Annotated in this window: 12 protein-coding genes; 11 read left to right on the top strand and 1 reads right to left on the bottom strand. The window is 73.6% G+C overall.

Features of this window, described 5'->3' with window-relative positions; genetic code table 11:
• The first annotated feature begins 130 nt into the window (after nt 1-130).
• Nucleotides 131-1,045 (top strand): heme o synthase, encoded by a 915-nt coding sequence (locus tag ACI79L_RS01150; RefSeq protein ID WP_456935003.1) that lies wholly within the window; start codon nt 131-133, stop codon nt 1,043-1,045.
• Between the two features lie 237 nt (nt 1,046-1,282).
• Here the strand turns inward: ACI79L_RS01150 and ACI79L_RS01145 are convergent, their stop codons facing one another.
• Entirely contained in the window at nt 1,283-2,227 is a 945-nt protein-coding gene (locus tag ACI79L_RS01145; RefSeq protein ID WP_456935002.1) for a COX15/CtaA family protein, read from the bottom strand.
• A gap of 211 nt (nt 2,228-2,438) precedes the next feature.
• Here ACI79L_RS01145 and ACI79L_RS01140 point away from each other — a divergent pair, with 211 nt between their 5' ends.
• From ACI79L_RS01140 to ACI79L_RS01095, 10 genes are all read left to right on the top strand, one after another.
• Nucleotides 2,439-4,967 carry an ATP-dependent Clp protease ATP-binding subunit gene (locus ACI79L_RS01140; RefSeq protein WP_456935001.1) on the top strand — a complete coding sequence of 843 codons (2,529 nt, stop codon included), beginning with the start codon at nt 2,439-2,441 and terminating at the stop codon, nt 4,965-4,967.
• Between the two features lie 106 nt (nt 4,968-5,073).
• Nucleotides 5,074-5,892: a helix-turn-helix transcriptional regulator gene (locus tag ACI79L_RS01135; RefSeq protein ID WP_456935000.1), complete on the top strand. Its 819-nt coding sequence runs from the start codon at nt 5,074-5,076 to the stop codon at nt 5,890-5,892.
• A complete protein-coding gene (gene sufB, locus ACI79L_RS01130; protein WP_456929773.1) occupies nt 5,889-7,331 on the top strand; it encodes a Fe-S cluster assembly protein SufB in 1,443 nt (480 codons plus the stop codon). Before ACI79L_RS01135 ends, sufB begins: the two co-directional genes overlap by 4 nt.
• Nucleotides 7,331-8,650 carry a Fe-S cluster assembly protein SufD gene (gene sufD, locus ACI79L_RS01125; protein WP_456934999.1) on the top strand — a complete coding sequence of 440 codons (1,320 nt, stop codon included), beginning with the start codon at nt 7,331-7,333 and terminating at the stop codon, nt 8,648-8,650. Before sufB ends, sufD begins: the two co-directional genes overlap by 1 nt.
• Before the next feature lie 3 nt (nt 8,651-8,653).
• Nucleotides 8,654-9,007, top strand: a complete 354-nt coding sequence (locus ACI79L_RS01120; RefSeq protein WP_387992930.1) for a non-heme iron oxygenase ferredoxin subunit — start codon at nt 8,654-8,656, stop codon at nt 9,005-9,007.
• A 15-nt stretch (nt 9,008-9,022) separates the two neighbouring features.
• Complete coding sequence (sufC, locus tag ACI79L_RS01115; protein WP_456934998.1) at nt 9,023-9,796, top strand: Fe-S cluster assembly ATPase SufC; 774 nt, start codon at nt 9,023-9,025, stop codon at nt 9,794-9,796.
• Entirely contained in the window at nt 9,793-11,118 is a 1,326-nt protein-coding gene (locus ACI79L_RS01110; protein WP_456934997.1) for a cysteine desulfurase, read from the top strand. The genes sufC and ACI79L_RS01110 overlap by 4 nt, the downstream gene beginning before the upstream one ends.
• Complete coding sequence (gene sufU / locus ACI79L_RS01105; RefSeq protein ID WP_456929768.1) at nt 11,118-11,585, top strand: Fe-S cluster assembly sulfur transfer protein SufU; 468 nt, start codon at nt 11,118-11,120, stop codon at nt 11,583-11,585. The genes ACI79L_RS01110 and sufU overlap by 1 nt, the downstream gene beginning before the upstream one ends.
• Nucleotides 11,582-11,962, top strand: a complete 381-nt coding sequence (locus tag ACI79L_RS01100; RefSeq protein ID WP_456934996.1) for a metal-sulfur cluster assembly factor — start codon at nt 11,582-11,584, stop codon at nt 11,960-11,962. The genes sufU and ACI79L_RS01100 overlap by 4 nt, the downstream gene beginning before the upstream one ends.
• A gap of 170 nt (nt 11,963-12,132) precedes the next feature.
• On the top strand, nt 12,133-12,594 hold the full coding sequence (locus ACI79L_RS01095; RefSeq protein WP_456934995.1) for an N-acetyltransferase family protein: 462 nt from the start codon (nt 12,133-12,135) through the stop codon (nt 12,592-12,594).

The raw sequence follows: 12,594 nt of genomic DNA, 5'->3' as shown, positions 1-12,594 counted from the left end.
CGCACCGGTGGGCGGGGTGGCCGAGGGCTACAGTGGGCCCGTTCCATCCCCGGTTCGAAGGGACCATCGTGCTGTCTTCGTGCCCGGTGGCTCCCTGCCGTCCGTGCGTGCGCGCGGCAGAGGTCGCCCGGTGACGGCGCTCACCCAGCGGCCCGCCGTCCCGGCCCGCCGGCTGTCAGGCGTGGTCGGGGCGTACGTCGCGCTGACCAAGCCGAAGCTCGTCGAGCTGCTGCTCGTGACGACGCTGCCGGCGATGATGATGGCCGCCGACGGGTGGCCGTCCTGGCGGCTGGTGGCCGCCACCATGGTCGGCGGGATGTTCGCCGCCGGCGCGGCCAACGTGTTCAACTGCTGGTACGACCGCGACATCGACCGGCTGATGTCCCGCACGCGCAACCGGCCGATCCCCTCCGGGGTGGTGTCCCCGCGGGCGGCCCTGGTCTTCGGTGGGGCCCTCGCCGCGGCGTCGCTGGCGATCCTGTGGTTCGAGACCACGCCGCTGGCCACCGCGCTGGCGGCGCTCGCGATCCTGGCCTACTCCGTCGTCTACACGATGGTGCTCAAGCGCCGGACCCGGCACAACACGGTCTTCGGGGCGTTCCCGGGGGCGGCGCCGGTGCTCATCGGGTGGGCGGCGGTGACCGGCTCGCTCGACTGGCCGGCGCTCGCCTTCTTCGCCGTCGTCTTCTGCTGGCAGATGCCGCACTTCTGGGCGCTGGCCAGCCGCTACCGCGACGACTACGCCCGCGCGAACGTCCCCATGCTCACCGTCGTCGCGGGCCCGGAGAGCGTCGGCCGGCAGTCGGTCGCCTGGGCGTGGGCGACGCTGGGCGCCACCCTGCTGATGGGGTCGATCACCCCGGTGCTGAACTGGGCCTTCGCCATCGGCGGTGGGCTGCTCGGCGCCTGGTACGTCGCCGAGACCCACCAGTGGCTGGACCGCATCCGCACCGGCGTGCCCGACCGGCCGATGAAGCTGTTCTCGGTGTCGATCACGCACATGACGCTGCTGTCGATCGCCATCGCCATCGACGTCCTCGTCTGACCCGCCCCGCTCCGCCGCGAGCCCGGACCCGCCTGGGTCCGGGCTCGCGCCGTTCGGGGGCCTGGCTCCCGTGCGCCGGGTGTCGACCTGCCGCTGCCTCAGGGCTGCCGAGGCAGCCGCAGGTCGACACCGGGCGGTCGGGGCAGGGGCGCCGAGTGAGCAGCTGCAGGGGTCGTCGACGCGCGGTGACCCGCCCTGTGACCAGTCGGCGGCGGGGCCCCGACGGACCCCGGTGGGTCAGCGGGCGGCGGTCGCGGGGACGGCGGGGGCGTCGAGGGGCTGCCCGGTCGCCGGGCCGCGGACCGACCACACCAGCCGCGCGGTGTAGGCGGTCACCAGCACCGCGCCGAGCATGTGCAGCAGCACCAGCACGACCGGCAGGTGCGTGAAGTACTGGACGAACCCGACGACGCCCTGCAGCAGCTGGACGACGAGCACGTCGCGCGCGGCCCGGCGGACGCGGCCGGGGGCGTCGGTGGCGTACAGCGCCACGAGCAGCGCGATCGTCAGGCCCACGAGGAGGAACACCGCGTCGGCGTGCAGCTGGCTCACCGTCTCGGGGTCGAAGCCCATGCGGTCGCCGGTGGGGACGCCGGCGTCGTCGAGGTCGCCGCTGTGCGGGCCGCTGCCGGTGACGACCGTGCCCAGCGCGAGCACCACCGCGGTGACCGCGGCGATCCCGCCGGCCAGCAGCGCGAGCGGACGGCGGACCACCGGCCGGCCGACCCCCGGCTCGCGGGACCGCAGCCACAGCACGGTCGAGACGGCGACCAGCAGCGTGGAGACGAGGAAGTGGACGGCCACGGTCCACGGGTTGAGGCCGGTGAGCACGGTGACGCCGCCGATCGCCGCCTGCACCGGGATGCCGAGGAACGTCAGCACCGCCAGCGGCCGCAGGTCCCGGCGCGGGGAGCGCCAGACCGCCACCAGCACCGCGATGGCCACCGCGGTGAGCACGAAGGTGAGCAGCCGGTTGCCGAACTCGATGAGGCCGTGCCCGGCCATCTCCGGCGTCGTCACGAAGCTGTCGGCGGTGCACCGAGGCCAGGTGGGACAGCCCAGGCCCGAGCCGGTCAGCCGGACCACGCCGCCGGTGACCACGATGGCGCCGTTGGCGACCACGTTGGCCAGCGCCAGGCGCGTGATGACGGCGGGGGAGAAGGCGGTGGGCAGGACCGGCACGGCCCGATGCTAGTCGCGGCCGGCCACCTCCCCCGGTTCGCCCAGGGCGATCACGGACGGGGAAGGACGGGGTGCCCGGCCGCGCTGTAGGAGGCGCAGGCGGCCGACGCGCCGACCTGGTGTCGGTGCGCACTCCCGGGTACGGGAGCCCCACCCGGGAGCCCTCCGAGCGAGCCGCGCCGACGCCCCGACTTCCCCTTGGACGTGAGGTATGACCAGCCCCTTCTTCCCGGGCCCCTACGGGAGCCCGTTCGACGACTTCTTCGCCCGCTACCTGGGCGGCGAGCAGCGCACGCCGCGGCAGCGGGTGAGCCCGATGCAGTTCCTCAGCCAGCAGGCCCGCGAGCTGGTCAACGCCGCGGCCGGGCAGGCGCTGGCCACCGGCAGCGCCGACCTCGACACCGAGCACCTGCTGTGGGCGATGACCGGCGACGAGACCGCCCGCGCCTTCCTGTCCCGCACGGGCACCGACCCCGACCGGCTGCGCACCGAGCTGGAGGCGCGGATGCCGCAGGGGACGCCGCAGGCCGAGCGGGCGGCCCTGACCCCCGCCGCCAAGCGGGTCCTGCTCGACGCCCACCAGGTGTCGCGGGCCCTGGGCTCCACCTACATCGGCCCCGAGCACCTGCTGTTCGCCCTCGCCGTCGACGCCGAGTCGCCGGGCGGGCGGGTGCTGCGCGAGCACGGGGTCACCCCCGAGGCGCTGCAGCAGGCGGCCACCGGCGGCGGCACCCCCGGCGGCGGCCGCCCCGGGCAGCCGGCCTCGAGCACCCCGACGCTCGACGAGTTCGGCCGGGACCTCACCGAGCTGGCCCGCAACGGCCGGATCGACCCGGTCATCGGCCGGGAGTCCGAGATCGAGCAGACCGTCGAGGTGCTGTCCCGGCGGCGCAAGAACAACCCGGTGCTGATCGGGGAGGCCGGCGTCGGCAAGACCGCGATCGTCGAGGGCATCGCCGCGCAGATCGTCGAGGGCGACGTCCCGGAGACGCTGCGCGGCAAGCGCCTGGTCGAGCTCGACCTCACCGGCCTGGTGGCCGGCACCCGCTACCGCGGGGACTTCGAGGAGCGGCTGAAGAAGGTCATCGAGGAGATCCGCGAGCACTCCGACGAGGTGATCGTCTTCATCGACGAGCTGCACACCGTCGTCGGCGCGGGCGCGTCCGAGGGTTCCGGCGGGGCGGGCAACATGCTCAAGCCGGCCCTGGCCCGCGGCGAGCTGCACATCGTCGGCGCCACCACGCTGGAGGAGTACCGCCGCAACATCGAGAAGGACGCGGCGCTGGAGCGCCGGTTCCAGCCGATCCTGGTGACCGAGCCGAGCGTCGAGGACACCGTGCAGATCCTCTGCGGCCTGCGCGACCGCTACGAGGCCCACCACCAGGTCCGGTTCACCGACGAGGCCGTCGTCGCGGCCGTGGAGCTCTCCGACCGCTACATCGCCGACCGGCACCTGCCGGACAAGGCGATCGACCTCATCGACCAGGCCGGGGCCCGGGTGCGCCGCCGGGTGAAGACCCCGCCGACGGACCTGCGCGGCCTGGAGCAGGAGGTCGAGCGGCTGCAGCGGGAGAAGGACCAGGCGGTCGCCGCCGAGCAGTACGAGCGCGCCTCCCAGCTGCGCGACCAGGTGGCCGAGGCCCAGCGGCGGCTGGAGGAGGCCCGCACCGGCGGCGGCCAGCCCGGGGTGCCCGAGGTCGGCGTCGAGGACATCGCCGAGGTGGTGTCCCGGGCCACCGGCATCCCGGTGGCCCAGCTGACCCAGGAGGAGATGGCGCGGCTGCTCGGCCTCGAGCAGCGCCTGCACGAGCGGGTGGTCGGCCAGGACGACGCCGTCCGCGTGGTCTCCGAGGCCATCCGCCGGTCCCGCGTGGGCCTGGGCGATCCGGACCGGCCGATCGGCAGCTTCCTGTTCCTCGGCCCGACCGGCGTCGGCAAGACCGAGCTGGCCCGGGCCCTGGCCGAGGCCATGTTCGGCGACTCCGACCGGATGGTCCGGCTGGACATGAGCGAGTTCCAGGAGCGGCACACCGTCAGCCGCCTGGTCGGCTCCCCGCCCGGGTACGTCGGGTACGAGGACGCCGGGCAGCTGACCGAGGCGGTGCGCCGCCGGCCGTACTCGGTGGTGCTGCTCGACGAGATCGAGAAGGCGCACCCCGACGTGTTCAACACGCTGCTGCAGGTGCTCGACGACGGCCGGCTCACGGACTCGCAGGGCCGCACGGTCGACTTCACCAACACCGTGCTGATCATGACCAGCAACCTGGGGTCGGAGCTCATCCAGGGGCGCAACACCCCGCTCGGCTTCGGCGCCGGCGACGGCGCCGCGGCCGACGCCGGCCTGCGGGACCGGCTCATGCGGCGGCTGCGCGAGTCGTTCCGGCCGGAGTTCCTCAACCGGATCGACGAGATCGTGGTGTTCCAGCAGCTGGAGAGCGAGCAGCTGCAGCAGATCACCCGGCTGCTGCTCGACGAGACCCGCCGGCGGCTGTCGGCGCAGGGCATCGAGGTGACCTTCACCGACGAGGCGGTCGCCTGGATCGCCGAGCGGGGCTTCGAGCCGGCGTTCGGGGCGCGCCCGCTGCGCCGGGCGATCCAGCGGGAGGTCGACAACCCGCTGGCCCGGCTGCTGCTCGACGGCCGCGTCGGGGCCGGCCGGCACGTCGTCGCCGACGTCCGGGACGGCGCCCTCGACCTGCGCGTCGAGGACCGCGAGCCGGCGGCGGCCGTCCAGGCCTGAGCCCGCCGTGACCTGCGCCACCCGGCCCCTGACCTGCGCGGTCGGGGGCCGGGTGACTTAGGGGGCCCTTGCTTGCGGGGCTCCCGAAATAGGACACAATCGTGTTGTGGAAAGCAGCGCGACGCAGGCGGGGACGGTGCGGGTCGACGACGTCCGCACCCGTGACCGCGTGCTCGCGCTGCTGCTCGAGCACGGTCCGCAGACCGCCAGCGAGCTGGCCGGCCGGCTGGGCGTCAGCCCCGCCGCCGTCCGGCGCCACCTCGACGCCCTGGCCGCCCAGGGGCGGGTCGAGGAGCGGGCCGCCGCGGGCGCGCACCGGGGGAGGGGCCGGCCCGCCCGGCACTTCCACCTCACCGACGCCGGCCGGTCCGGGTTCGCCCACGCCTACGACGACCTGGCGCTCACCGCGCTGCGGTACGTCGCGGCCTCGGGCGGTCCCGACGCCGTCCGCGCCGTCGCCGAGGCGCAGCTGGCCGGCCTCGAGCAGCGGGCCTCCGACGCCGTCGCCCGCGCGGACGGTGCGCCGGTCGAGCGGGCCCGGGCGCTGGCCGAGGCGCTGACGGCCGAGGGCTACGCTGCCACGGCCTCGGCGATCTCCAGCGGCGGGCAGCTGTGCCAGCACCACTGCCCGGTCGCCCACGTGGCGGCGGAGTTCCCGCAGCTGTGCGAGGTCGAGACGGCGGTCATCGGCCGGCTGGTGGGCACCCACGTCCAGCGGCTGGCCACGATCGCCCACGGCGACGGCGTCTGCACCACCCACATCCCCGGGCCCTCACGCGCCCGGGCTCACACCGGTGCGGGGAACAGAACCACCCCCGCACGCCCTGTACCCGGTGAGCGAGCGGCGCGGGTCGTCCCCCCACGACCCGGCCCCGCACCGTCCACCAGCACCCCCACGAGCGACCGGGAGAGGACGCCCGCATGACCAGCACCCAGCAGCCGGTGAGCGGCACGCCGCTGACGCAGGACGAGCAGATCGAGCAGCTCGGCCGCTACCAGTACGGCTGGGCCGACGCCGACGTCGCCGGGGCCTCCGCCCGCCGCGGCCTCGACGAGGACGTCGTCCGGGACATCTCGGCGCGCAAGGGCGAGCCCGAGTGGATGCTCGAGCGCCGCCTCAAGGCGCTCAAGCTCTTCGAGCGCAAGCCGATGCCCGACTGGGGGTCGGACCTCTCCGGCATCGACTTCCAGAACATCAAGTACTTCGTGCGCTCGACCGAGGCCCAGGCGGCCTCGTGGGACGAGCTGCCCGAGGACATCAAGAACACCTACGACAAGCTGGGCATCCCCGAGGCGGAGAAGCAGCGGCTGATCGCCGGCGTCGCGGCCCAGTACGAGTCCGAGGTCGTCTACCACAAGATCCGCGAGGACCTCGAGGAGCAGGGCGTCGTCTTCCTCGACACCGACACCGCCCTCAAGGAGCACCCGGACCTGTTCCGCGAGTACTTCGGCTCGGTCATCCCCTCCGGCGACAACAAGTTCGCCGCGCTGAACACCGCGGTGTGGTCGGGCGGCTCGTTCATCTACGTGCCGAAGGGCGTGCACGTCGAGATCCCGCTGCAGGCCTACTTCCGGATCAACACCGAGAACATGGGCCAGTTCGAGCGGACGCTGATCATCGTCGACGAGGGCGCCTACGTGCACTATGTCGAGGGCTGCACCGCGCCGATCTACAAGTCGGACTCGCTGCACTCCGCGGTCGTCGAGATCATCGTCAAGAAGAACGCGCGCTGCCGGTACACGACCATCCAGAACTGGTCGAACAACGTCTACAACCTGGTCACCAAGCGGGCGATCGCCCACGAGGGCGCGACCATGGAGTGGATCGACGGCAACCTCGGCTCCAAGGTCACGATGAAGTACCCGGCCGTCTGGATGACCGGCGAGCACGCCAAGGGCGAGGTCCTGTCCATCGCCTTCGCGGGCGAGGGCCAGCACCAGGACGCCGGCGCCAAGATGGTGCACGCCGCCCCGAACACCTCCTCGACCATCGTGTCGAAGTCGGTGGCCCGCGGTGGTGGCCGCACGTCCTACCGCGGCCTGGTGCAGATCGACGAGGGCGCGTCCGGCTCGAAGTCGACGGTCAAGTGCGACGCCCTGCTGGTCGACACGATCAGCCGGTCGGACACCTACCCCTACGTCGACGTCCGCGAGGACGACGTCGCCATGGGCCACGAGGCGACCGTCTCGCGGGTCAGCGAGGACCAGCTCTTCTACCTGATGAGCCGCGGCCTGTCCGAGGACGAGGCCATGGCGATGGTGGTCCGCGGGTTCGTCGAGCCGATCGCCCGCGAGCTGCCCATGGAGTACGCCCTCGAGCTGAACCGCCTGATCGAGCTGCAGATGGAAGGTGCCGTCGGCTGATGCCGGAGCAGAACACCCCCAGCACCACCGGCCTCACCACGGAGTCCGCGACCCTCGCCGGCGAGCTGTTCGGCGACGGCGTCGGCACCCAGGCCGGCCCGCCCGCCGTCCCGGCGGCGGGCACCGGCACCGCCGGCCAGGCCGCGCCCGGCGCCCACTCGCACGGCGGGACGACGCCGACCGGCTCGCCGGCCGAGCGGTTCACCTCGACCGACCCCGAGGCCTTCGGCACGGTCACCGGCCGCGAGGAGATGTGGCGCTTCACCCCGATGCGCCGGATCCGCCCGCTGCTCGACGGCGCCCCCTCGGACGCGCACCTGGAGTGGGACACCGACCTGCCCGGGGGCGTCGAGCTGACCCGCGTCGACGCCGACGACCCGCTGCTCAAGGGCCTGCCCGAGCCGGTCGACCGGCTGGCGGCGCTCACCCGGCAGCGCAGCGGCGGCGCGGCCGTCGTCCGCGTGCCCGCGGAGGCCCGGCCCGACCGCCCGGTCACGCTGCGGCTGTCGGGCACCGGCTCGGACGACGTCGTGTGGGGCCAGCTCGTGATCGAGGTCGGCGCGTTCGCGGAGACGACCGTCGTCCTCGACCACGCGGGCCTCGCCCGGTACTCCGGCGGCGTGGCCGTGCTCGTCGGCGACGGCGCGCAGGTCACCGTCGTCTCGGTGCAGGACTGGGCGCCCGGCGCCGTGCACGGCGGGCAGCTCGACGCCGTCGTCGGCCGGGACGCCTCCTTCAAGCAGGTCGTGGTCACCCTCGGCGGCGACCTCGTCCGGCTGGTCAGCAACGTGCAGTACGCCGGCCCCGGCGGCACCGCGGAGCTGTTCGGCGTCTACTTCTCCGACGAGACCCAGCACCAGGAGCACCGGCTCTGGGTGGACCACGCGGTGCCCAACTGCACCAGCAACGTGCTCTACAAGGGCGCGCTGCAGGGCGAAGGCGCGCGCACGGTGTGGATCGGCGACGTCCGCATCCGCCCGGAGGCCACCGGCACCGACACCTACGAGCTCAACCGCAACCTGGTGCTCACCGACGGCGCCCGCGCCGACTCGGTGCCCAACCTGGAGATCGAGACCGGCGAGATCGTCGGCGCCGGCCACGCCAGCGCCACCGGCCGGTTCGACGACGAGCAGCTGTTCTACCTGTGCTCGCGCGGCATCGACGCCGAGACCGCCCGCCGCCTGGTGGTGCGCGGCTTCTTCGCCGACGTCGTCCAGCACATCGGGGTCGACGAGCTGCAGGACCGCCTGATGCGCTCCATCGAGACGCGCCTCGGCGCTCTCCCCGGCCTCGACGAGCAGCCGGTCGAGGTGGCCTGACCCATGGCCTTCGAGCGGGTCTGCGGGCTCTCCGACGTCCCCGAGAACGGGGCGCTGCGGGTGGAGCTCGCCGACGTCGACGTCGCCGTCGTCCGGTACGACGGCGACGTCTACGCGGTGCAGGACGTGTGCTCGCACGCCGAGGTCCCGCTGTCGGAGGGCGACGTCGAGGAGTTCGACGGCGCCCCCACCATCGAGTGCTGGCTGCACGGGTCGTGCTTCGACCTGCGCACCGGCGAGCCCACCAACCTGCCGGCCACCGAGCCGGTCGACGTCTACCCGGTCCGCGTGGAGGGGGATGACGTCTACGTCGACACCGAGTCCGACGGGCGCCTCCCGCTCGCGGCCGGCAACTGAGGAGCGAGAGAAGAAGTGTCGGTTCTGGAGATCCGCGACCTGCACGTCACGGTCGGTGAGGGCGACGAGACCAAGGAGATCCTCCGCGGCGTCGACCTGACCGTCCGGTCGGGCGAGACGCACGCGATCATGGGCCCCAACGGCTCGGGCAAGTCGACCCTGGCGTACTCGATCGCCGGGCACCCGAAGTACACGATCACCGGCGGCACGGTGACCCTCGACGGCGAGGACGTCCTCGCGATGAGCGTCGACGAGCGCGCCCGCGCCGGCCTGTTCCTCGCCATGCAGTACCCGGTCGAGGTCCCCGGCGTCTCGGTGTCGAACTTCCTGCGCACCGCCGCCACCGCGGTCAAGGGCGAGGCCCCGAAGCTGCGCACCTGGGTCAAGGACGTCCGCGACGAGATGTCGGCGCTGGAGATGGACCCGGCGTTCGCCGAGCGCAACGTCAACGAGGGCTTCTCCGGCGGTGAGAAGAAGCGCCACGAGATCCTGCAGATGCGGCTGCTCAAGCCGAAGATGGCGATCCTCGACGAGACCGACTCCGGCCTCGACGTCGACGCGCTGCGCGTGGTCTCCGAGGGCGTCAACCGCACCCGCGAGGAGGGGGAGGTCGGCGTCCTGCTGATCACCCACTACACGCGGATCCTGCGCTACATCAAGCCGGACTTCGTGCACGTGTTCGTCGCCGGCCGCGTCGTCGACGAGGGCGGCCAGGAGCTGGCCGACAAGCTCGAGGCGGAGGGCTACGCCGCCTACGTCAAGGGCTCGAAGGAGACCGCGAAGGCATGACCTCGACCGCCTCGCGTCCCACGGGGACGCGTGCCCCGCTGCCCCTGGACGTCGAGGCGATCCGGGCGGACTTCCCGATCCTGTCGCGCACCGTGCGCGACGGGAAGCGGCTGGTCTACCTCGACTCCGGCGCCACCTCGCAGAAGCCGCGCAGCGTCCTCGACGCCGAGCGCGACTTCTACGAGCGGATCAACGCCGCCCCGCACCGCGGCGCGCACCAGCTGGCCGAGGAGGCCACCGGCGCGTACGAGTCGGCGCGGGCGCGGATCGCGGCCTTCATCGGCGCCTCCGCCGAGGAGGTCGTCTTCACCCGCAACTCCACCGAGGCGATCAACCTCGTGGCGTACTCGCTGTCCAACGCGGTCACCGCCAAGGACCCGGCGCACCGCCGCTACGCCGTCGGCCAGGGCGACGAGATCGTCGTGACCGAGATGGAGCACCACGCCAACCTGGTGCCCTGGCAGCAGCTGTGCGAGCGCACCGGCGCGACCCTGCGCTGGCTCGGGCTCACCGACGACGGCCGGCTGGACCTGTCCGACCTGGACACCGTGGTGAACGAGCGGACGAGGCTCGTCGCGGTCACCCAGCAGTCCAACATCCTGGGCACGATCAACCCGCTCGGGCCGATCACGGCGCGGGCGCGGGAGGTCGGCGCGCTGGTGCTGGTCGACGGCGCGCAGTCGGTGCCGCACCAGCCGGTCGACGTCGCGGCGCTCGGCGCGGACTTCCTGGTGTTCTCCGGCCACAAGATGCTCGGGCCCACCGGCATCGGCGTGCTGTGGGGCCGCTACGACGTCCTCGACGCGCTGCCGCCGTTCCTCACCGGCGGCTCGATGATCGAGGTCGTGCGGATGGAGGGCAGCACCTTCATGCCGCCGCCGCAGCGGTTCGAGGCCGGCGTCCCGATGACCGCGCAGGCCATCGGCCTCGGCGCCGCCGTCGACTACCTGCAGGCGCTGGGCATGGCGACCGTGCAGGCGCACGAGGAGGCGCTGACCGCCTACGCGCTCGAGCAGCTGCAGGCGGTCCCCGGCGTCACCGTGATCGGCCCGCCGGACACCGTCGCCCGCGGCGGGGCGGTCTCCTTCACCGTCGAGGGCATCCACCCGCACGACGTCGGCCAGGTCCTCGACGACCTCGGCATCGCCGTCCGGGTGGGGCACCACTGCGCGTGGCCGGTGGTCCGCCGCTACGGCGTCCCGGCGACCACCCGGGCCACCTTCTACGTGCACACCGGGTACGACGACGTCGACGCGCTCGTGGAAGGCGTGCGGGCCGCGCAGCGTTTCTTCGGTGTGACGCCGGAGGAGGCAACCGCCTGATGCAGCTCGAGTCGATGTACCAGGAGATCATCCTGGACCACTACCGCAACCCCCACGGCCGCGGCCTGCGCGACCCGTTCGACGCGGAGGTGCACCACGTCAACCCGACCTGCGGGGACGAGGTGACCCTGCGGGTGCACCTGGACGGCGAGACGATCGCCGACGTGTCCTACGAGGGCATGGGCTGCTCGATCAGCCAGGCGTCGGTCTCGGCGATGTACGACCTCGTCGTCGGGCGCCCGGTCACCGACGCGCTGGCGACCGGCGAGCACTTCATGACGCTCATGCAGTCCAAGGGCGACGCGGCGGTGGCCGAGCGGCTCGAGGACGAGCTCGAGGACGCCGTCGCCTTCGCCGGGGTGTCGAAGTACCCCGCCCGCATCAAGTGCGCGCTGATGAGCTGGATGGCCCTCAAGGACGCCTCCGCCCGCGCGCTGGCCGCCACGCCCACTGGAGGACAGGCATGAGCGACACCACCGAGAACGACGCCCCCGAGCTGCCGGCCTACAAGTCGGCGCTGCTCGAGGACGTCGAGGAGGCCATGCGCGACGTCGTCGACCCCGAGCTGGGCGTCAACGTCGTCGACCTCGGCCTGGTCTACGGCATCGACGTCGCGGACGAGGGCAGCACGCAGGTCGCCGTCCTGGACATGACGCTGACCTCGGCGGCCTGCCCGTTGACCGACGTCATCGAGGACCAGGCGCGCGCCGCGCTGACCGGCGGTCCCGGCCCCGGCCTGGTCGACGACGTCCGGATCAACTGGGTCTGGATGCCGCCGTGGGGCCCGGACAAGATCACCGACGACGGCCGCGAGCAGCTGCGCGCCCTCGGCTTCCGGGTCTGAACGGCGACCTCGCCGGGCTCTTCGACCGACTGGCTGCCGGGGACGACCCGGCGGCCGACGCGAGCGTCCTGACACTGCCCGCGCCCCCCGGGGCGCGGGCAGTCGTCGTCGGGGGGACCGCCTGGCACGTCGTCGCGGCCGACGTCGATCCCGAGTGGGTCGCCCGCTGCGTGGCGCCGGACCCGCTGGCCCTGCCGCTGGGCGCCCGCTTCCTCGCCGCGCTGGCCGACCGCGTCGGCGCCGAGCCCGGGGTGGTCGACGCCGTCCTCGTGGCCCCGCCGCTCGCGGCTGCCGGCCCCGGTCTCGGCCTCCGCCCGGCCGAGGTGGACCACCCGCGGGTGACGCGGGCGCTGCGGCACCGCACCGACGTGCGGGTCTGGGCGACGCACGACGGCGCCGGCGTGCTGGTGCTCGGCCGCGGCGTCGCCGGCCGCTGGGAGGTCAGCGTCGAGGTCGACCCGGCCGCGCGCGGGCGCGGGCTGGGGACCGCGCTGGTCGCGGCCGCGCCGTCGCTGGTGCCCGGCGGCGCGCCGCTGTGGGCGCAGGTCGCGCCGGCGAACACCGCCTCGCTGCGGGCGTTCCTGGCCGCGGGGTACCGGGCGGTGGGCGCCGAGTCGCTGTTCGGCTCCTGA

It is taken from the genome of Geodermatophilus sp. SYSU D00684 (assembly GCF_054050455.1).
The sequence above is the reverse complement of the archived record's forward strand: the minus strand, read 5'-3'. Positions and strand labels throughout refer to the sequence as shown.

Excerpts from the sequence above, each read along its gene's own strand:
- ACI79L_RS01140 (WP_456935001.1), top strand. The coding sequence starts at position 2,439 with ATGACCAGCCCCTTCTTCCCGGGCCCCTACGGGAGCCCGTTCGACGAC.
- sufB (WP_456929773.1), top strand. The coding sequence starts at position 5,889 with ATGACCAGCACCCAGCAGCCGGTGAGCGGCACGCCGCTGACGCAGGAC.
- sufD (WP_456934999.1), top strand. The coding sequence starts at position 7,331 with ATGCCGGAGCAGAACACCCCCAGCACCACCGGCCTCACCACGGAGTCC.
- ACI79L_RS01120 (WP_387992930.1), top strand. The coding sequence starts at position 8,654 with ATGGCCTTCGAGCGGGTCTGCGGGCTCTCCGACGTCCCCGAGAACGGG.
- ACI79L_RS01110 (WP_456934997.1), top strand. The coding sequence starts at position 9,793 with ATGACCTCGACCGCCTCGCGTCCCACGGGGACGCGTGCCCCGCTGCCC.
- sufU (WP_456929768.1), top strand. The coding sequence starts at position 11,118 with ATGCAGCTCGAGTCGATGTACCAGGAGATCATCCTGGACCACTACCGC.
- ACI79L_RS01100 (WP_456934996.1), top strand. The coding sequence starts at position 11,582 with ATGAGCGACACCACCGAGAACGACGCCCCCGAGCTGCCGGCCTACAAG.